The sequence below is a fragment of the Paenibacillus sp. J22P51 genome, from assembly GCF_059692215.1.
The window spans coordinates 512186-533016 of sequence record NZ_JCAUAZ010000002.1 but is presented as its reverse complement, the minus strand read 5'-3'; the positions used below and the strand labels follow the sequence as shown (position 1 = coordinate 533016).

The 20831-nt window shown below is 45.0% G+C and carries 12 protein-coding genes; all 12 read right to left on the bottom strand.

Going from position 1 to position 20831, the window contains the following annotated elements:
• Nucleotides 1-248 precede the first annotated feature (248 nt).
• A complete protein-coding gene (locus AC58QC_RS06890; RefSeq protein ID WP_497414447.1) occupies nucleotides 249-5651 on the bottom strand; it encodes a discoidin domain-containing protein in 5403 nt (1800 codons plus the stop codon).
• A gap of 52 nt (nucleotides 5652-5703) precedes the next feature.
• The gene (locus AC58QC_RS06885; RefSeq protein WP_497414446.1) at nucleotides 5704-6552 is read right to left on the bottom strand and encodes a carbohydrate ABC transporter permease; all 849 of its coding nucleotides are present in this window, start codon (nucleotides 6550-6552) and stop codon (nucleotides 5704-5706) included.
• A 13-nt stretch (nucleotides 6553-6565) separates the two neighbouring features.
• Nucleotides 6566-7489, bottom strand: a complete 924-nt coding sequence (locus AC58QC_RS06880) for a carbohydrate ABC transporter permease (protein WP_497414685.1) — start codon at nucleotides 7487-7489, stop codon at nucleotides 6566-6568.
• 112 nt (nucleotides 7490-7601) lie between these two features.
• On the bottom strand, nucleotides 7602-8978 hold the full coding sequence (locus tag AC58QC_RS06875; protein ID WP_497414445.1) for an ABC transporter substrate-binding protein: 1377 nt from the start codon (nucleotides 8976-8978) through the stop codon (nucleotides 7602-7604).
• A 219-nt stretch (nucleotides 8979-9197) separates the two neighbouring features.
• Nucleotides 9198-10466, bottom strand: a complete 1269-nt coding sequence (locus tag AC58QC_RS06870) for an ABC transporter substrate-binding protein (protein WP_497414444.1) — start codon at nucleotides 10464-10466, stop codon at nucleotides 9198-9200.
• A 27-nt stretch (nucleotides 10467-10493) separates the two neighbouring features.
• On the bottom strand, nucleotides 10494-11483 hold the full coding sequence (locus tag AC58QC_RS06865; protein WP_497414443.1) for a substrate-binding domain-containing protein: 990 nt from the start codon (nucleotides 11481-11483) through the stop codon (nucleotides 10494-10496).
• The gene (locus AC58QC_RS06860) at nucleotides 11473-13269 is read right to left on the bottom strand and encodes a cache domain-containing sensor histidine kinase (RefSeq protein WP_497414442.1); all 1797 of its coding nucleotides are present in this window, start codon (nucleotides 13267-13269) and stop codon (nucleotides 11473-11475) included. Before AC58QC_RS06860 ends, AC58QC_RS06865 begins: the two co-directional genes overlap by 11 nt.
• Nucleotides 13266-14897, bottom strand: a complete 1632-nt coding sequence (locus tag AC58QC_RS06855) for a response regulator (RefSeq protein WP_497414441.1) — start codon at nucleotides 14895-14897, stop codon at nucleotides 13266-13268. Before AC58QC_RS06855 ends, AC58QC_RS06860 begins: the two co-directional genes overlap by 4 nt.
• 366 nt (nucleotides 14898-15263) lie before the next feature.
• On the bottom strand, nucleotides 15264-16835 hold the full coding sequence (locus tag AC58QC_RS06850) for an extracellular solute-binding protein (RefSeq protein WP_497414440.1): 1572 nt from the start codon (nucleotides 16833-16835) through the stop codon (nucleotides 15264-15266).
• Nucleotides 16836-16960: 125 nt separating this feature from the next.
• Complete coding sequence (locus tag AC58QC_RS06845; protein WP_497414439.1) at nucleotides 16961-17821, bottom strand: carbohydrate ABC transporter permease; 861 nt, start codon at nucleotides 17819-17821, stop codon at nucleotides 16961-16963.
• Between the two features lies 1 nt (nucleotide 17822).
• Nucleotides 17823-18740 carry an ABC transporter permease gene (locus AC58QC_RS06840; protein WP_497414438.1) on the bottom strand — a complete coding sequence of 306 codons (918 nt, stop codon included), beginning with the start codon at nucleotides 18738-18740 and terminating at the stop codon, nucleotides 17823-17825.
• Between the two features lie 541 nt (nucleotides 18741-19281).
• Nucleotides 19282-20826 carry an acyl-CoA carboxylase subunit beta gene (locus AC58QC_RS06835; protein ID WP_497414437.1) on the bottom strand — a complete coding sequence of 515 codons (1545 nt, stop codon included), beginning with the start codon at nucleotides 20824-20826 and terminating at the stop codon, nucleotides 19282-19284.
• Nucleotides 20827-20831 lie beyond the last annotated feature (5 nt).

The window sequence follows — 20831 nt, the reverse complement described above, 5'->3', positions numbered from 1 at the left end:
AACAGAAATGCGACTACAGACATTCCATTTGCGAACGGCACCAACTTCCATAGAGGTTACAACTAAAAAAAGAGTGACTCCAATTAACCGCTAATTGCGGAATTAAGTCACTCTTTTTGAGAATGATTATGTGGACATCTTGATAAAAAAGAAGAGGATAGCAGAAATGCCATCCTCCTGAAAGATCCATATTGCTAATGAGGTTTCTTTTCTTAATGATTGCCTGATTGATCATGAGGTTTCTTTTCTTAATGATTGCCCGATTGATCATGTGGCACTATGACGTTAGCAGAAGTAACCGTTTGGTTGCCCGCTTTGTCGGTTGCCGTGTAGGTTATGGTATAGACGCGTCCTTTTTCTGCACGTAAACTAAATGAAGTGGCCGCAGTACCGAAATTAGCCCCAATGTCACCTTGACCACTATCCGGCTCATTGCTGGTAATGGAGGTTAACACCACAGATGCAACACCTGATGCAGCATCACTCGAATTCAGCGTGGCATTTATCTTCACCATTTTATGATTCGCCGGCCATAGGGACGATCTATCTAATTGAACGGATAATACCGGAGCCGTTTTGTCAATCTTGAACTCGATGGTTTTGATCTGTTCTACATTACCTGCTAGATCCGTGCTGCGATAACCGACCTTATAGTTCCCTTCACCATAAGCAGGAATGGAACCGTTATAGGTGATCCAACCCCCGTTATTCACTTGGTATTCTGTTTTCGCCACGCCATATACATTGTCACTTACAGAGAAGCTTACCGTTACATCCGACGTATACCATCCATTGCTGCCATTAGGTGCAGCCGGACTTAAGGATGCGACACTAACGGGTGCAATCTTATCAATATTGCTTACCACATAGCTCATTACATTGGATACGTTACCCACCGCATCCGTTCCTCTTGCATACACGGTATCATTTGCCGAGAGGACAACAGGTGCCGTGTACACTGCCCATGTACCGCTTGCGCCTACTTTGTATTCTTTCACCGCTGCATCAGTTGGGTAGCTAATCGTTACCGTGACATCTGCATTGGTCGGTGCAGTAATATCTGCAGTTAAGGTTGCATCAGCTGGTGGTGTTGTATCGATGATCAATTTCACCACTACCGCTGCAGTCGCTTGCCTTCCTCCGTATGTTGCCGTAACGACGGTTTCCCCTTGCGAAATACCAGTGATCGAACCATTAACAATCGTTGCGAGTGCCGTATTTCCGACTTCGAAAATGGATGCCGTTGTCACGTCTTGATTTGTACCGTCCGAATACTGAGCGGTCACTTTCACCGCTGCGGATTGTCCTTTATTCACTTCATATCTTGCTGCATCAAACGCGAGCGTTTGCAGCGTAGGTGCTTCAACGATCTTATAAACGTTTAGTTCGGATGCGGAAGCAAAGTTGCCTGCACCCGCAGTTGCTTCAAGCTTGATGTATGCAGCATTTACTGGAGCGAAGTTCACTTCTTTCAGAACGTTGTTTTGCAGCCACGCACCGTTTGCTACTTTCGTATACTGAACGCCGTCTTGGCTGACGTATACGTTGTATGCAGTGATCGTGCCGTTACTGGCATCGGGACGGGGCACATAGTCCAGTTTGCTGATTTTGTGAGCTCCACCCAAATTCAAGATAATCGATTGCGGCAGCGGATCGGTACCGAACCATTTGATATGCCACCATGTGTTCACATCGCCGTCGAGCGCATTGGCCGGGTCATCTCCCGGTTGGAAGCTTGTAGCCGTTGCTGTCATTTGGCTTTGCGGCATTTTCACCAACCCGGTTTGCCCGGTTACGATGACATCCAAAGCCGCTTTAAAACCTCCATCCGCTGTAGTGACCGTAATTGTTGCCGTACCTGATCCTTTCGGAGATACGACGCCATTCCCATCAACCATTGCAACGGCCGGGTTGCTTGTGCTCCATGTAACTGAAGTGTTAGCTGCATTGAATGGCATTACCGTTGCTTCAAGAGCAACTGGCGCATCTAGTGCATTCAACGTGATCGCCGAACGATCCAGCGTAACGCCGGTCACCGGAGCCGTACCGATAATCGGCAAGCCGATCAGCTTCACATCCGTGATGCTAGCCTTCGTACCTGCGTCAGGTAGTCCGGTAATTGTAATTCTCACATAGCGTCCTTGGCTGCCGAAAGTATCTTTCAGCACTTGGCCAGCTTCGGTATTGTTCATGCGGTTTAACACTTGAATCCAGTTGCTGCTGCCCGCTTCCCGAACTTCCAGTTTGTATTTGTACACTTTGTCGCTCTGTCCAAACGAAATCTCTAATCCTTGGATCGAATGCATTTTCCCCAAATCGGCGGACCAAACATGACCGGGATTGGCATCATTTGCCGACCACATCGTAGCCGTATTGCCGTCGTTAGCATTACTTGCTGGGAACGCCGGATCCACGCTGTCTGCCGTTGCCGGCTTGCCCTGCACAATATCGCCTAACGCAGGAGGTGCAACAGGAGCTTCGTACACGTCAATTTCAGACGCTGATACGAAATTGCCAACTGCCACTGTCGCTTCCAGCTTGACATAACGGGCGTTTACAAGTGCGAATTGGACATATTTCTTCATGTTGTTTCGCACCCAATTGCCTGTGCTTATTTGCGTATAGTTCGTTCCATCGGTGCTTACATACAGATTGTAAGTCGTAATCGTGCCATTCCCAGCATCAAGCCGTGGTGCGTAACGGAATTGGCTGATCTGGCGGGCTTTGCCGAGATCAAGAATAATCGATTGCGGCAGTTTGTCTGAACCGTCCCACTTCGTATGCCAGACGGAATTCGAATCGCCGTCAATGGCTTTGGACGCTTCACTTCCCGGCTGGAAGCTCTTTGCCGTTGCTGTCATCTGATTTTTCGGAATCGCCAGAGGTATCGGCACCGAACCGTCCCGGTACACGTTCAGTTCAGCAGCAGCCGCAAAACCGTTAACACCAGCTGTCGCTTCCAATTTTACATACTGCGCTTCCACGGTTGTGAATGTCGCTGTTTTTTCCAGCTTATCCGCATTCCATGCACCGGTGGCCACCTTCGTGAAGCTGGTTCCATCCGTGCTCACGTAGACGTTGTAAGCTGTAATAATACCGTCCGTGCCTACGTATTGTCTCGGCAAATATTTCACTTTATTGATGGAAAGCTTCGTGCCGAGATTGAGCGTGATCGACTGTGGCAATGGTGTACTGCCATCCAGCTTGGTGCTCCAGATCGTCTCTATGCTGCCATCCAACGCATTAGATACAGGACTTGTAGTATCGGTGCTCGTAGCCGTTGCTACGATGTCCGCCTGTACGATTTTCGTCGGATCGTTATCTGGCTCTGGCAGCGAGATGACAACTGCGTCTGTAAGTGGAGTCGTATCTGCCACAAAACCGGCCACTGTCAATTCAAAGCCTTGATCCGCCCTCATATCCGGCGTTTTCACATAGACGATGCCGCCTTTAACAGCTGCATCGTAATACCAGCCGCTTGCCGCAGCCGTCCATTCCGTTTTACTTGTATATTCCGGATAAACAGAGCTGCCAACTGCAACGCTTGCCGGTTTGGTATGCATATGAATTTGGAATTGGTTCGTACGCGCTGCCAGTTTGCCGTTGTAATCGCCAACGCTCGCACCTACTTGAACCTTCAAGTCTCCTGTTCCTGTTTCCGGAGCGATCGAAGTAATGAATGTTTTCGCAAATTTGCCAGTGCGGTGCTCTCTCGAAACACCGTCATCCTCATACATCGTGAAAGAAGAAGTTTTGTAAGGATAGATGTCATACGTTATCGGATTTGGCTGAACTTGACCATCATACAGCGAATCTGGATACATAGGAATGATCGCGCCTGCTTTGACGAGTAGCGGCAAACGGCTCAGCGGAGCGCTGTATTCGTCCAGCATTTTGGAGCCGTAATGCTCTGTACCAGTCCAGTAGTCGATCCATTTGCCTTTCGGCAAGTAAATGCCGTTCCTTACCTCAGTATCTTTGTAGACCGGTGCAACCAACAGTGATTGCCCAGACATGAATTGGTACTGTGTAAGTAGGTTCTTCGTATTCGGGTCGTTCGGGAATTCATACACCATCCCTCTGGCCATCGGCGCTCCCGACTCATAAGCTTCGTTCAAATATGTGTAGAAGTAAGGCGTTAAACGCTGTCTAAGTTTCAAAATATCACGGTTATAGCTTGTGTACGGCTCTCCATAGCGCCACGGTTGCTTATCTACGGATGCCCAACCGGACATACTCATAAGGATCGGCGTGAATGCCTTCCATTGCAAATCGCGTACATAGGTCTTGGCGCTTCCTCCGAAGATCCCATCCACATCACCAGTAGAGTAATTCATGCCAGACAGTCCCGCACCGATCACAGAAGGAATATGGAAGCGGATATATTCCCAGTTCCCGGATTGGTCTCCCGACCAAACGGTTGAATATCGCTGCGTACCTGCCCATCCTCCGACGGACCATACGAAACCGCGATCGTTAGAGTTGCTTTCAACCCCTTGATGAGCTTGTTTCGTTGCTTCCAGCGCAAAGTCATACCCTGGTCCGACCCAAGCTACGTCCAGCTTGTTCAAGCGCGTTCCAGCCACGCCCACCTCTGTTGCGATATTAGCAAGACCGTTCTGCGTCCACAAACCAGTGTAAAAACCTAAGTCATGGAGCTGTTGAACAGTGCTTGGCAGCTGCACATATCCACAGCCGTATCCGTCGTTCGGCAGCAGCCATCCGCCCGGCATGTCGTTGGTACGGAAGCCTTGAGCAACTTTCAGCACATCCGGCGTTGTCAGCTTATTCGGTTTGTTAGCACCCGTATTGCTTGTGTTATAACAATCCGCATCCCCCATACTCATTCCCCATCTAGGAATCAGTGATGGCTTACCGGTCAAATCCGTATAGCCATTCAAAATATCTTTGAACGTATCGCCGTAAAAGTAATACGCGTCAAAGCGGTTCTCATTGTGCGTTAGCTGTGCGGGACTGCCGAAATCGTAAGATCCGTCTTGGAACGTGTTCCGCAGTACACCGTACCCGGCAGTACTCAGGTAAAACGGAGACGGATTGGACACTGTACCGCTACCCCAGTCGCCGAAGTTTTTGGCAATCTTAATTGTCTTGTCGCGGTGAGAGAAAAATCCATTCTGCATCCCTCCGCCGTAGTAATACTCATCTGCTCCTCGTACAAGCTTTTGAGTCGTCGATGATGAGCTATAATTTAACGGTGACTCCTCTTCCCAGACCACAGTCGCGTTGTCGCTCTTGTACATCGCGAATTTTAGCGGACTCTTGTAAGCTCGCAGTACGAACTTGCCCGTCGTTATTTTGTAGTAGCTGCCCTCATCGGACCAATTAACAGAAACCGGACCGAAATCTTCCTTTATAACGATCGGCTCTTTAGGCGTAGCCGAGCTTTTACCGGCCAGCGTTTGAAAATTACCGCCAACACCAAGCCAAATACGAACCATGTCATCGCGATTAAAAACAACTTTCACCTTATCGGAACCAGACGTGATCGTAAATGTCTTAGCGTCTGTTTTCTCAAAATTTGTTATGTCGCCAACCGCTGCTGCATGAGTCGTTGTTCCACCAATAAAAAGAATCGCTAATACGAACACCAGGCAAAAAGCAAACCCAAAAGCGTTTTTAAGCGTCTTCAAATCATACACTCTCCTCTTCATTCTCAACTTTGGCCAATCTACCGAGGGGTTCTTAACCCTTTAATGCCCCAGCCGTAATCCCTCCTGTAATTTGTTTTTGGAAAATGCTATAAAAAATAATCGTTGGACCCATGGAAATGATTAGCGCTGCGAAGAGTGGTCCCCACTCTGTTCTGTACTGCATTTCGCCTTGCATGACCGCAATGGCCACTGGGATGGTATATTTCGTCGGGTCATTAATAAGGATAAGCGCAAAAACATATTCATTCCAAATATTCAGCACGGTAATAATAGCTACAGACATCAATCCCGGCTTGGCTAGCGGAAGCATGATTCGGAAAAAGATTCCATAATGGGAAGCACCATCAATAGAGGCGGCTTCTTCTAGCTCACCTGGCAGTGATTTGAAGAAACTGACTAAGACGAAAACGGCGAACGGCACTGCTGTGACCATGTAAACTAAAATAAGGCCGAACAAATTGTTCGTTAGATGGAGATCATTCAGCAAAAAAAACAAGGGAATGATGCCAAGGAATGTTGGGATCATCATGTAGGAAAGATACGAATAGTATAGTAAACCATTTCCCCTGAACGTAAATCGGGCAATCACATAGGCCGTTGTAGCCGATAAGAGCACGCCCAATACAGTGCTTACTATTGTCACCAAAAGTGAGTTCATAAAATTATGACCAAAGTTATATTTTTCCCATACAAATGAAAAATTGGACCAAAGCAAAGGGAGCTTCGGCAGATCCCACGGTCTGCCTAGGAAAAACTGCTGGTTATCCTTCAAAGAACTAAAGACCGTCCATAGTAGCGGATAAAGGATACATAGGGACCAAACGATAAGACTAAATTTGAAAAACAAACGAAATACAGGACTGACTATACCTTGACTCATAAGTATTACCCCTCTACGTTAATTCAATGGTTTCTCTCTTCATCAGTCTCTGAAGGGTTGCTGTAGTGATTAAAGAAAGAACCAGAATGAGAACGCCAATCGCAGATGCATAACTGAATTTACCAAATTTGAATGCATTTAAATACAAATAGGATCCCATTACTTGTGTGGCATTATCTACTCCGCCTTCAAAGGTCATAATCGTGACGATGACGAATGATCCATTCAATGTCGTCATGACAATCCAGAGAACGGATGTCTTGATCTGCTCCCACGACAGAGGAAGGGTAATCAGCCAAAATTGATCCCATTGTGACGCGCCGTCAATGTCAGCTGATTCAAATAACGACGAAGGGATACTAAGAATACCAGCAACAAGCAAAATGATCGTAAAGCCTATTCCTGCCCAAATAGAAGGCGGTAAGAGCGCGAATATCGACCATTTATCGCCTAACCAAGCGAAATCGTACTTTTTATCTGTAAATAAAGAGATAAAGGAATTCAAAAATCCAAGGTTCGGATTATACACATAGCGCCATAGGACTCCGACCACAACAACAGAAAGCACATTAGGTATAAAGAAAACGATCCGATAAAAACCCGAGCCTTTGATGTTGAAACGGGTAAGCGCTACCGCGAAGAACATGGACAGGACCATAAAACCAATGACTTTGCCGATGACTAAAATGTAGTCGTTTCGAATTGTCTTCATGATCACACTGTCATGCATCATTTCATTGAAATTTCCAAGACCGATAAAGTTATAGGTTTCAGAGCCGCCCGACCAATCAAACAAACTAAGATAAATACCTTTAAACAAGGGGTAAACGGTAAATATGAGATAAAGAAGTAATGTTGGAAGGGTAAAGGAAAGAATGAAGATATTACGCTTCATCTTCGCAGTGCCGGTTCTAACACTTTTTTTCTGATCGATCATGCCAGTTGCGGCTGTCTTACTCTCTATCATGCTTTCCTCCAATCTAAATTTCTGAATGATAATAAGGGAATCTGATTATTTCCCTTATTATCATTCAAATCCTTATCATTGCTTATTTCTTTTCTTTTGAGCGAATTTTCTCAGTAGCTTCTTCCATGCGATCTGCCCACTGCTGCGGTGTAATTTCACCTTTGGTAAGAGCAACTGTCGCGTTGTTTCTCGCTGTTACTAGTTCCTCTGGAATAACGATTTCAGGTGCAACGACGGTATTCGGTGAATTATAGAATTTGGCTGCCTCTTTCGTTAGAGCTGGTGCATTCGTTCCTTCGAGATCTGCCTTGATGTTTGAAGGAGCTTTGGACAGCTCTGCCCATGCCTTACTCTGCTTTTCTGTGAAAATAAATTGCATGAACGCTTTGGCCGCTTCAGGGTTCTTTGCTTTCTTCGCTATTGCTACCGTGGAGGTGTATGGGTTCGCTACGAACTTACCACCTTTGTCTTGACCGATGGAAGGTAAGAATCCAAATTCAAATCCTGCTGGAATGTCCTTCGCCATCTCGCTTTCAACCCAAATTCCAGTCGGTATGAAAGCCGCTTTGTGCTGCAGCCATTGGGATTGGGAATCCGTGTGGTTCAGCGCGGGTGATCCTTTATCTATGAGACCTTTGTCTCTCATTTCCACAATTTTAGCAAGCGATTTCATAACTGGCTCGCTCTTCCAAACACCCTTCTCGAGGGAATTAATTTTCTTAAAGATGGATGTGTCATAGTTGTTCATTGCAATAATCGTTGGGTCCAACAAGCCCCCATTGATGTAGTACGGATATACCCCTGTATGGATGTAATCACTCATCTGGCCATCAGCTTTAATTTTTTCACCTAGAGCCATGAAGCTTTCGAAGTCTGCAGGCGCTTGCCAGCCTTTATTCTTGAATAACGCTTTATCATAAAACGTTCCCCAAGAACCGAAGACTAACGGAACGGCAAATGCTTTTCCTGGTTTGTATTCCTCAGGCTGAGCGATCAGGAGATCGAGAATCTTCTTCCCGTCTACGTTCTTCGCATCCTTTAGCCAGTCTGTAATATCCATTAGTTGGTCATCGGTTACCATCTGTCTTGTATTGGAGCCAGCTCCGTCGATGTAAACAAAATCAGGAGGGTTACCTTGAAGCCAGCGCGGTTTCATTTGATCATTAATTTTCGCTCCAGCAGATTCTTTGATCTTCAAGTCAGGGTACATCTTCTGGAATTCGCCAATGGCTTGTTTCCACCAAGAGTCACCATACCCACCGACAAAATATTGGATTTCAAAGTCTCCAGCAAGCTTTGCCCCCTCTGACTTTGCGCTGTCAGACGGTTTGGTGCTTTCGATCGGTTTTACACTCTCAGCGGGTTTAGTACTCGCATTGTTGCTTCCACAACCCGTTAGTGTAAGAAGAACAGTTGACAAAACCATACTCCATGCCATTGCTTTTTTGGAATTAATCATAGAAAATCCCCCTTAGAATTTTGCGGAGCATTCCTATCTAGGAAGCATCCGCTTTGAACAATTGTCTATTCGTTCGTACACCTTTATCTTAGTGATTTTCACGATATACAACCATTGAAATTAGTACTGTAAATAGTTAAAAATGTACTGTCTTTTTTCATCTATTGGACAACGAAACAAAGGCCAGGAATATTTTCCTGACCTTCGTCTTTCCATAGATTAGTGACTTTTGTCGAGCGCGATTTGCTGCAGCCGATCGAGTGCTTGTTTGGGAGTCATCTGTCCGAGCAAAACGGTCTGCCCCATATTTCTCGTCGCGTTAAGGACGGCTGACCAAGCTGGATTATTGATGGGGTAGAACTTTGCATTTTTGATAGAGTTGAGATTTTGATTCATGAGTGTACCATTAGCCGCCAATTTATCGCCTACCGTACGAATTGTAGGAAGAAACCCTTCCCTAAGGACAAACTCTTCATAACGTGCATCCTCGTAAATAAAATCTAGAAATTTAGACAACGCCTCCTTGTTGGTATGATCGGTTTTGAATGACATCCAAACGTCCTGCACACCTAGTACTAGAGGAGTTTGCCCCTCTTTTACCGGAATCGGTCCTTTCGCCCATTTTAACCCTGGGAATTCACGCGGTACGACCGCCTCAAAATAATTGCCGGAAATGAGCATCCCCAATTTGCCGTTTCCTAGAATTCGCTGTTTTTCGTCGCGTGTCGTGATCGCTGGCTCTGGGTCCGTTAAACCTTTTTCATAAAGGTTCTTTAGAAACGTTATGCCTTCCACATTTTCAGGGGAATTGATAGCCCACTCGCCATCCTTCATCCAGCCTCCACCTGCTCCATAGAAAAAGTAAGAGAGATACGCCCATATTTCATTATCCGTCAAATCGACACCGAAACCGTCCACATGTCTCGTATCTTTAATTTTGCGTGCAACTTCCTCAAGATCGTTCCATGTTTTTGGCGGCTCTGCAAGGCCAATTTCATTGAAAATATCCTTGTTATAATATAATTCCCGGATGGTCGTGACATAGGGGAGTGTATATTGAATGCCCTGCATTTTACTGCTATCCATAAGATAAGGGTAAAATTTATCCTTCAATTCGGGAGAAAGAAGGTCCTCCATACGATTCAGCAGTCCATCCTTAGCGAAATGCGCGTATATGTTCGTGAGCAGCAAGTCCGGAGGTTGATTGCGGCTGATCATGGTATTGTAAGCACTATCTAATATGTCCCAATTAATCACTTGCAGTTCGACTTTTATGTTAGGGTACCTTTTCTCGAACTCCTTCACTAAGTTTTCAAAATAGGGTCTAGTAGACGTGCTATACTCAGGCGCCACAAACGTAATAGACGCTTTAGCGTCGGGATCAGCCGAAACTGGATGATGTGCGCCACCCCACATGCATCCGGTAAGCAGCATTGTCGTAAATTGAAGGAGTACGAGCGAAGATACCCTTTTACTACTTTTTCTCATTGGATCGATCCCCCCTTCGTCACATCACTACTTTTCCACCAAAGGAAAGAGAAGTTCTTGATTTTCCTGGGTATACATGTTTTCTTTCGTAATGACAACGGCATCTATATTCACCTTTGGGTTCACTTTGATCCCGTTTAGGGCCTGTACCGCCGTTTCAACGGACAAGTAACCCATATTGAACGGCTTTTGCACAACTGTCGCCTGTAAGATGCCTTCCTCCAAAAGTTTGATCTGGTAAATGGAACTGTCGAAACCGACAATCTTGATTTTATCAGTCCATTTTTTCTCTTTAACAGCTCTGGCTGCCCCTAAAATAGCCGATTCATTCAAACCAGCAATGCCTTGGATGTCCGGATACATGGACAGCAGATTCTTCACCCTATCATACGCGGCATCCTCTGTCCCATCAAACTCGTAATTACCTGCATATTGGGCTCCTGGAGAATCCGCAATTGCTTCCTTAAATCCGTCCTGACGTCCCTTTTCAGCTACCGATCCTTTGAAGCTGCTTAGCGTCACTACTTTAAATAATTTGCCGTTCCGCTCTCCTGCCAATATGATTCCGGCTTTTCTCCCCGCTTCCGTATTGTCGGTTGCAATAAGACTTGCCTCTACATGGGTATTGATCGGTGAGTCGATCAAGATTAGCTTAATGCCGGACTCCTTTATTTTCTGGGCGGTAGGTGAAAGCCGATCGTAATCTGTTGCTGCGAGGATGATAGCATCGGGCTTTCTCTCAAGAGCCTCTTCCACGTTACGAATTTGTCCAGCCGTATCCGTTTCCGATAACGGTCCCGTGATGTTGATATTTACATCGAATTCCTTCGCTGCCGCTTTCACCCCTGAACTAACCATCTGCCAATAGTCCGAGCGAATATTGTTCGTTTTCAACACGACAGCGATCTCAAACTTCCTTTGATTCGTGATGCGCAGCATTTCCACGCTGTATACAACAATAAATCCGATCACAATAATGAGCAGTACGGCCAAAAAAACTGGCTTTTTAAGGGCCATCTATGACTCCTTTCTGGACACATTTGGGGAGCACGATCGTAACTTCAGTACCTTCCCACTTTTCGCTTTTAAAGGTAAGACCAAACTCATTTCCGAATAATTTAATTCGCTCATTCACATTGCTGACCCCAATCCCGCTGATGATACCCTCTTTCGATTTCAAAATTTGGTCAAGTTTTTCCGGTTCCATACCTACTCCATCATCCGCAACGACAAATACAATGGTATCTCCGTCTGCTTTCCCAGTTATTTTAACTAAGCCAGACTCCAACTTATTTTTGATACCATGATAGATCGCATTTTCAACAATAGGCTGTAAAATAATTTTGGGAATATGAACTTCAAGAATACTGGGATCAACATCGATCTGAAAGTCAAGCTTATCCTTGTATCTCATCGTTTGAATCAACAGATAGTTGGTGATATGCTCAATCTCGACCCGCACGGGGACCGTTTCATTATTTTTATTAATAATGGAGCGAAACAGCTTGGCTAGAGAAGAAGTCATCAGAACAACTTCATCGTGCTTTTTACGTTCCGCCATCCAAATAATCGAATCCAAGGTATTGTACAAAAAATGGGGATTGATCTGTGCTTCAAGCAGCTTCATTTCGCTCTTTCGTTTGCTTTCCTCGTTCTGAATAATTTGATTCATTAAATCTTTGATTCGACCCACCATGATATTGAAGGTATGACTCAATTGTCCAATTTCATTCTTACTCCGAAATTCCGATCGGATGCTGAAGTCTCCTTTTTCCACTTGCTTCATGTTGCTTTGAAGCATCTTGATGGGTCGCGAAAGGTGGCGGGAGATGAAAAAAGAGAGGTACAAAGCGATGACTAAAGCTAAAATTGTCCATAAAAAATAAGACAAATTGATTTGATTCTGGTTGGCGATCAGCTCACTTGCATAAGCGACGCCGACGATTTTCCACCCGAAATGAGTCTCTTGGATCGTGTAAATCCGTTTTTTGTTTCCCTCATCCGTAATGAAGCTCCCGCTGCCTGATTGTTTGACCTTATCGATCATCTCCGTCTTTAGATTGCTGTTAATAAGCTTCTGCTGAGGGTGATAAACGATATTTCCATCCTTGTCGACGATGAATACATATCCTCTTTTTCCTAGGTTAATGTGATTGCAAATTTCATTAAGGACATTCAAATTCAAATCAACCAAGAAAATGCCTTCTCCCGTAATGCCGTCTGCACTTTTTAGCTCCCGACTCAATGAAACAACCCAACGGTACTCATTCTGGATAATATTTTGAACGTGCGGGGCAGAGATGACGGATTTACCACCTTCTGTCTTCGCATTTTTGTACCAAGGCTGTTCCTCAATCTTGGAGTTCGAGTTCAAACTTGTAATTCTGCGGTCAGAGACAAACCGGTTGTTGTACCCAAATACCATGATCGAGGCAATATCTTTGCGAGTAATTAAGATCGATTGAAATAAATCAGATATTCTTTTCTCATACGGCCTACGCTCCTCATCGCTTATGAAGCTCGTCTGCGTAATGTAATATTTCACGTCTTTGTTCGTCGATGCCAGCATAGATATATCTTCCATATTGGTTATGTAGGATTGGATGTTGATATTAACCTGTTGAATAATTTCAGATATATAGTGCTTTGAATTCATTTCTACCGCGTCAGCCGAAAGACGATAGGAAATATAGCTCGTGATTACGATTAAAAATAAGATTAAGCAAGAAAAGACGACAGAAATACTGGATTGGATGCTTCTAAATTTGAAAAGAAACAACCCGACATCCCTTTCTTTTCTCATTGAATTTTCTCCCTCAACAACTTTTCTCGAAATTCGGTGGGGGTAGTCCCTGTATTTTTTTTAAACAGTACACTAAAGTATTGGGGATCGCCATAGCCTACTTTTGACGCGACTTCATATGATTTCAATGGGGTATGCTGCAGTAAATCTTTGGCTTTTTCAATCCTAACTCGCGTTACATATTCTATGATCGTTTGTTCCTTATGCTGCTTAAATACAGTACTGAAGTAACTTTTACTCAAATGTACATGGCGGCAGAGGTCATCAACAGTAAGGTTTTCGTCAGAATAATGCTTCTCGATATAGGCGATCACACTCAGAACTTGCATTTTCGTTTGATCGTTTCTTTGCTCCGAAATATATGAAATTGCTTCTTTGCAAATCGTTTTGAGCCATGTTTCAATTTCATCCAGCGTCTTGAATTGATTGATATCTTTTAGTAGGATTTCATGTCCTTTAAAATGAGCACTGTCATTTCCAACCAATTCGTGAATCATAGTCATAATAGCAATAATAATCGCTTGAATTTGTAAATAACAGGCTCCCATTGGCATCAAGGAGGCTTTTAGATTGCTGATTAATTGCCCAATTAGCATTTGGGCTTCCTCGAACGTCCCCGTCTTTATCAACGTAGAAAACCTGCGGTTCCATTCGATATCAAGCTGCTGCACGGGTTTATTGGCGCCTTCCATATCTAGGATGCTGATGACCCTATTTTTACCATGCAAAAAACGGTAATCAAGTGCGGAGATTGCCCCTTTGTAAGAAAGAGGAAGCTCGTCTAAGGTTCTACACAGCATACCAACACCAACTGTTACTGTGAATTTCAAATACTTTTCCATACAGAAGCGAATCACTTCACATAAGTTGAGCGCAGCTTCATAGGGTCCTTCCTCCGTCTCCCCGGAAAATATGACGATAATTCGTTCTTCCCTCGTTCGAAAGACGATTCCATCTTTATCCTCCATAACTTCTTGAACAATATTAAAGGCCGCGTATCGGAAAAGCTCAGGATCGTTTTGCCATCTTTCTTTTTTCATTTCGTCTAAGTCGTCAATGTCAATCGCTACAACAAGATAAGGTGGAGATATCAGCGGAAGGCTGAAATATTGAAACCTTTCATAAATCTTTATATCTCTTAGTGTGCCGCCTACTAACTGCTCTAGAAAACGTTCTCTTAATAAAGGTAAGCTTTGATGAAGTTGCGTCTTAAGGAGAGAGAGATTCTCGCGATTTTCTGCTTCCTTATCCATTTCTAATTTCACTTTATCAAGCAGACTGCGAAGTTCGTATGCCGTAATAGGTTTTACGATAAAATCGTGTACTTTCAAGCGCAGTGCCTTCTGGGCGTAGTCAAACTCATCATGACCGGTAAGAATGATCACCTTAATATAGGGATAATTCAAGTGAATTTGCCTAGTCAATTCAATCCCGTCCATAAATGGCATACAAATATCAGACAAGACGAGGTCTGGCTTGAGTTCTGAAATCGCTTCCAAAGCTTCACTGCCATTCCGATAGTCTCCAATACATTCAAAACCGTGCCGTTCCCACTCTATGCTCTCCTTTATTCCTTCCCTCACTTCAATTTCGTCATCAACGATCACAATTCTATACAGTGTGTACACCTCCATTGCTTCAGTTTATCGAAGGAAACCGCTTCCCAAAATTCCCAAGTTTCGTATTCCAATATTATACAAGTCTTTACTAGCATCGGGAAGAGTTAATTTTGTTCTACATTGCGAAGGTCCTCCGACAATCCACTAGAAAAGGAGGATAGCAGAAATGCCATCCTCCTGAATGATCCTTATTGATTTCCTGATTAGTTATTATTTTTTTCCTGACTGATCATGAGGTACTGTGACGGTTACAGAAGTAACTTTTTTGTTATTATCCCCCATCAAATATTTATATAAAATCGGCAGGGTGTGGCCAGCTTGCTTTAAGCTTTAACACCCTGCCGAGAATATACGTTGTTTCAAACTCAGATGATCTTATTTACCACCTGTTTTAGCTTTATAGGCGTCGTTCACTTCTGTAATAAGTTTTTGGAAGGAAGTATCATCAAGCATCGACTTAACGAATTTATCCCAATCTTCCACTTTGTTTTTGCCTACAATGGTATTAATTTCGTTGTCATAAATTTTCTTGAGGAAATCAGCGCCCTTCTCCCCGTTTGTCGGCGTATTAATGCCAGTAGCCGGATCTAGAACAGAAGATTTGCTGATCGTGTCTACGAGATCGTGGTTATACTTGATAACTTCAGGTGACATGTCTCCATTCTCAGCTCTTGTATATTTGTTAAAGAAACCGGGAATCCATTGACCAGGATTTGGGTACTGGTTAGCCTTTCCTGCATCCGTTTGTACAACAATGGTCGGAATATTCGTAGTCGTGTAATCTTTATCCTTCACGCCAAATTGGATCTGTAGCCATCCCTCAAGTGTGTTGCCATAGTCCATCAATTCCAATATCTTTTTCATCTTGTCTTCAGAAACTTTCTTGCTGATCATCAACTGACCGAAAGACCCCGAGCCTTTTTCATAGTACTTTTTACCATCGGGAGCGGCAGGAATTTCAAAAGCAACAGCATCCGCTTTCGGATTACTCTTCTGTAGTTCTTTAATCACGTTTGGCGTATTGTAAATGTCGACGATATTACCGATGTACATACCAATCTTGCCTTGAATGAACATATCTTTTAACTGCTGGGCTTTCATGACCGCGTAGTCTGGCACGACTAAACCATCATTAAAGGCTTTGTTCCAATAGGTGAGCGCTGTCTTCATTTGAGGTGTTGTGAAACCAGGAGTCAGCTTCCCCGAGCTGTCTTTCGCCCAACCTTGGGAGAGAGCACCACCGGAGGAAGAACCAAACATCGAGAACAAGTAAGTCTGCGGGGATGGTGTAGCATATGCGGCAAAACCGTACGTGTCAGGTTTGCCGTTGCCATCCGGATCGTTCTTTGTGAACGCCTCCATGATTTTATACATGTCTTCGGTGGTCTTTGGTGGCTGCAAGCCTAATTTATCGAGCCAGTCTTTACGAATAATCAATGATTCATGGCCATCCTGCGGTCTAACACGCGGTACGCCCATTGACTTGCCATTAAATGATAATCCGCTGTAAATGCCAGCATCGATCTTAGATAAGTTCGGGTAGTTTTTGAGATATGGCGTCAAGTCCCAGAAAGCGCCTTGAGTAATCGCTTGCGTCCAGTTCTGCTTGGAAATGTCCCACACGACCGTCACATCCGGCAAGTCGTTGGAGGCAAGCATGACGTTAACTTTATCATCGTAGTTGTTGGATGGGACATAAGTCGCATTGATCTTTACATTTAACTTCTGGTTGACTTGTTGAATGGCTTCAATATCATTCTTAGGCACATCATTGTAAGTTGGAGCGATAATTGTAATTTCCGTTGGAGCTTTAGGCGCCTCGGATTTTGCAGGCTGTGCCGAGTCCGCTGGTTGTGTGGTTTTTACTGCATTATCACCGCATGCCGTAGTAAGCATCATTAAAGCCGCTGCTGCCGCAAGACCTGTCATTTTGAAATGTTTTTTCATTCGATTGTTGCCTCCTCTAATTTCTCTTTATTATGTAGCCAAACCCCATACCTAACTTCATCATCTATCAACCTTGCCATTTCAGAAGAAAGGCATCACCCCTTTCAAGTGCTAATCCTTTGTTCTTATCCCTTCACCGAGCCAAGCATTAAGCCTTTAACGAAATATTTCTGAAGGAACGGATACACCATCACGATAGGAACTGCTGCAAGCACAACAGCAGCCATCTTCACAGTTTCCGCTGGTATCAACGCTCCTGATGCTTCGCCGGCATCTGCTCCAGATGAGCTTGCTGATAGCATTTGCTGTAATACGACCTGAAGCGGACGTAACGTTTCCTTGTTGATGTACAGAACTCCGTTGAAGTACGTATTCCAGTACCCAACTCCGTAAAATAAGCTGAAAGCGGCGATCACCGGAAGCGAGATCGGAAGAATAATGCGGAAAAAGATACCGACATCCGAGCAGCCGTCGATTTTTCCAGATTCCTCAAGTTCTGCCGGCACGTCTTGGAAAAAGCTTTTCATCAGCAATACGTAGAAAGCAGTCGCCAAGCCCGGCAGTACTAGCGCCCAGAAGCTATTTAAGAGGCCCAGATTTCGAATCAATAAGTAGCTGGGCATGATGCCGGGGTTGAACAACATTGTGAACAAAATAGATGTTAAAATGAAATTCCGGCCTTTCAACCTCTTACGCGATAGACCGTATGCTAATCCCGATGTCACGAGCAGTGCACAGACCGTGCCGACAATTGTCAAAAGCGCAGTAACAATAAGTGAATTAATGAATTGGTTGGACGACAAAATATAACGGTACGAAGCTAAGCTCCATGAAGACGGAAACAGCATGACTGGTGTCGTCATAAATTCATGCGGGTCCGTAAAGGACACGATCGTGATATAGATAAACGGCAGTATAGTAGATATCGAAAACAACAATAGCGCCGAATATATGAAGACGTCTAACCATTTGGAGGAATGATTCATCCTAATATACCCCTTCCTCACCCATTTTCTTGGCTAATCGATTGGCAGCAACGACCAAAATTAAACCTACAACCGATTTGAACATTCCGGCTGCAACAGCGAAGCTGAATCGACCTTGCTGAACGCCGACGCGGTATGCATACGTATCGAATACGTCACCTATGCTTTCTACTGGGGCGCTGTTCATCAAGTACACCTGCTCAAAGCCGACATCCATGACCGTGCCCAATCGCAGGATGAGCAGTACGACGATGGTGGACTTAATTCCCGGTAGGGTTACGTACAGCAACTGCTTCCACCGACTCGCCCCGTCGATTTGAGCAGCTTCATACTGCTCGGGATTGATGCTTGTCAGCGCCGCTAAGAAAATAATGGTACCGTATCCCGCATCCTTCCATATGCTTTGTGCGGTTAGCAATATCCAGAACGTATTGGCATTCGTCAGAAAATCAATCTTCGTCCCGCCTGCTTCTACAATAAGCCCATTAACAATCCCGGACGACTTACTTAACAAAATGAAGCAAATCCCCGCGATGACAACCCATGAAACAAAGTGGGGCAAATAAATCGCCGTCTGCACGAATTTCTTGAAACGCACGCGTCGTACTTCATTGAGCATTAAGGCCAAAATGATCGGCGCCGGGAAGAAAAACAGGATGTTCAAGAAACTGATCGCCAGCGTGTTCCTCAGCAGTTTAAAGAAGTCAGGGTTCGTAAGGAAATCACCGAAATATTTGAAGCCGACCCATTCGCTTTTCCAGAACCCCAGGAAAGGAGAATAGTTTTGAAACGCTAACGACAACCCCCACATGGGTCCGTATTTAAAGATGAGAAAGAACAAAATACCTGGTGCCATAAGTAGATATAAATACTTGTCTCTTTTTAGGGCTGCGCCCCAATCCTTGAAGAATAAAGTCATTACAGTCACCTCTTGTTGCGGCTAGCGCAGATTTCATAGTCGCAATATACGATTGATCCGTTGTAGCATACAAGGCGCAATTATTGCGTGGGGCTAGTGATGCGCGTGAGTTGATGCTTAAGAGGCACTTTGTCGCATTTCTTGCGATAAGGGTGATGTCCTCACAAAGAATGGGACTGTTGTCAGTCACCTTTTCACATGACAAAAAAGATATGTTTTCAGGGATTCCCCCCGCCAACATACCTCAGTTACGAACACAGCCGTCAAGGTCCAGACGGAGGTTTCTGTACAGACTCCCGATACTGTCCTGGTGACGTGCCGACTAGCTTCTTAAAGACTCGCATGAAATTTGGGAACTCCCTATCCATGTACAAGTATAATTATGGAAAAACGAAGCAACAAACCGGCACTCCATCGGAGTCCCGGTCCTTTTCTCACCTACACAACTTCATTCAAACACCCATCCCGAAAAATTCACAACCCGCTTTGCCTGCTGGGCAATCGTCTCAATCCGCGACACATACAACCGCTAGGAGCTGGATTAAACCGGATAAACCGGATGCTTTCGATCTGAAAGTACGACGCTTTTTGAGGAATATGCCTCAAAACGTTTGATTAATTCGCTTCGCAAGCTATTGGCAGGAATAATCCCGTCTATGACCATATCGGAGGCTAGGTGGTATAAGTCTATATCTTTTCTATATTCTTCCCGCTTGCTTGAGATGAAATCCGCCCGTTCCGATTCCGGCAACTCGGCGATTTTATTCGCATACACCGCGTTGACCGCCGCTTCAGGTCCCATTACAGCAATCTGCGCCGAAGGCAGGGCGAGGCAGCAATCGGGCTCGAACGCAGGTCCGGCCATGGCATATAATCCTGCTCCGTAGGCTTTGCGGACAATAATCGAAATTTTAGGGACCGTTGCTTCGGAAACGGCAGAAATCATTTTTGCGCCATGCCGAATAATGCCCGCCTGCTCTACTCTGGTGCCAACCATAAAGCCGGGAACATCCGCTAGAAACAGTAGGGGAATGTGAAAGGCGTCGCACAAAGAAATAAATTTAGCGGCTTTGTCAGCAGAATCGTGGAATAAAATACCACCCTTCACACGCGGTTGATTGGCAATGATCCCTACCGGCTTCCCGTTAAGTCGCGCTAATCCGGTAATGAGTTCTTTGGCGAACAGCTTCTTAATTTCAAAAAAGGAGTCTTCATCGATAATCCGATCAATGAGGTCGAACATATCAAATGCCGTATACTGATTCTCAGGGATAATCTCTTCCAGTGTTTTTTCCAGATCTTTCGGAGGTTGCGGTTCGCAAATAGGCGGTTTTCCCATAAAATTGGCTGGAAAAAAAGCGAGATAGTCCCTGGCAAGCGCAATTGCTTCTTCTTCACTATGAGCGAGTACATCGCCGCAGCCTGATACGGAGCAGTGCATTCTAGCACCGCCCAGCTGCTCCAAGGTTGCCTTTTCCCCTGTAACAATTTCCACGATCCGCGGTGAGCCGAGGTACATCGAAGCATTGCCCTCGACCATAATCACAATATCGCAAAACGCCGGAATATAGGCGCCTCCTGCCGCAGATGGTCCGAATAAAATACAGATCTGCGGGATTTTCCCCGATAGCTTTACCTGATTGTAAAAAATCCTTCCGGCCCCCCGCCGTCCTGGATACATCTCAACCTGATCCGTTATCCGTGCGCCCGCCGAATCGACGAGGTAAAGGAGTGGCACCCGCATTTTGTCCGCGGATTCCTGCATGCGAATCATCTTTTCTACCGTCCTGGCCCCCCACGAACCCGCTTTGACCGTCGAGTCATTCGCGATTACGCAAACCGTCTGTCCGTGTATTTTCCCTATGACCGTGACGACCCCGTCCGCAGGCAAGTCATGCTCTACACAGTTGGCAAATAAGGAATCCTCAAGTTCGAATTCTGAATCAAACAGCAGCTGAAGTCGGTCGCGGACGAACAGCTTCCCCTGCTCCGTATTTTTCTCATGATATTTGGGGGCGCCCCCCTTCTTGATCTGTTCGATCCGCTCTTGCAGTAGGTCTTTCTGCGATTTGAATTCTTTGGACATTTGGA

What these genes read in the sequence shown, in the direction of transcription:
- AC58QC_RS06885 (WP_497414446.1), bottom strand. Translation starts at nt 6,552, where the DNA reads ATGAGTCAAGGTATAGTCAGTCCTGTATTTCGTTTGTTTTTCAAATTT.
- AC58QC_RS06880 (WP_497414685.1), bottom strand. Translation starts at nt 7,489, where the DNA reads ATGATCGATCAGAAAAAAAGTGTTAGAACCGGCACTGCGAAGATGAAG.
- AC58QC_RS06875 (WP_497414445.1), bottom strand. Translation starts at nt 8,978, where the DNA reads ATGATTAATTCCAAAAAAGCAATGGCATGGAGTATGGTTTTGTCAACT.
- AC58QC_RS06870 (WP_497414444.1), bottom strand. Translation starts at nt 10,466, where the DNA reads ATGAGAAAAAGTAGTAAAAGGGTATCTTCGCTCGTACTCCTTCAATTT.
- AC58QC_RS06865 (WP_497414443.1), bottom strand. Translation starts at nt 11,483, where the DNA reads ATGGCCCTTAAAAAGCCAGTTTTTTTGGCCGTACTGCTCATTATTGTG.
- AC58QC_RS06860 (WP_497414442.1), bottom strand. Translation starts at nt 13,269, where the DNA reads ATGAGAAAAGAAAGGGATGTCGGGTTGTTTCTTTTCAAATTTAGAAGC.
- AC58QC_RS06850 (WP_497414440.1), bottom strand. Translation starts at nt 16,835, where the DNA reads ATGAAAAAACATTTCAAAATGACAGGTCTTGCGGCAGCAGCGGCTTTA.
- AC58QC_RS06845 (WP_497414439.1), bottom strand. Translation starts at nt 17,821, where the DNA reads ATGAATCATTCCTCCAAATGGTTAGACGTCTTCATATATTCGGCGCTA.
- AC58QC_RS06840 (WP_497414438.1), bottom strand. Translation starts at nt 18,740, where the DNA reads ATGACTTTATTCTTCAAGGATTGGGGCGCAGCCCTAAAAAGAGACAAG.
- AC58QC_RS06835 (WP_497414437.1), bottom strand. Translation starts at nt 20,826, where the DNA reads ATGTCCAAAGAATTCAAATCGCAGAAAGACCTACTGCAAGAGCGGATC.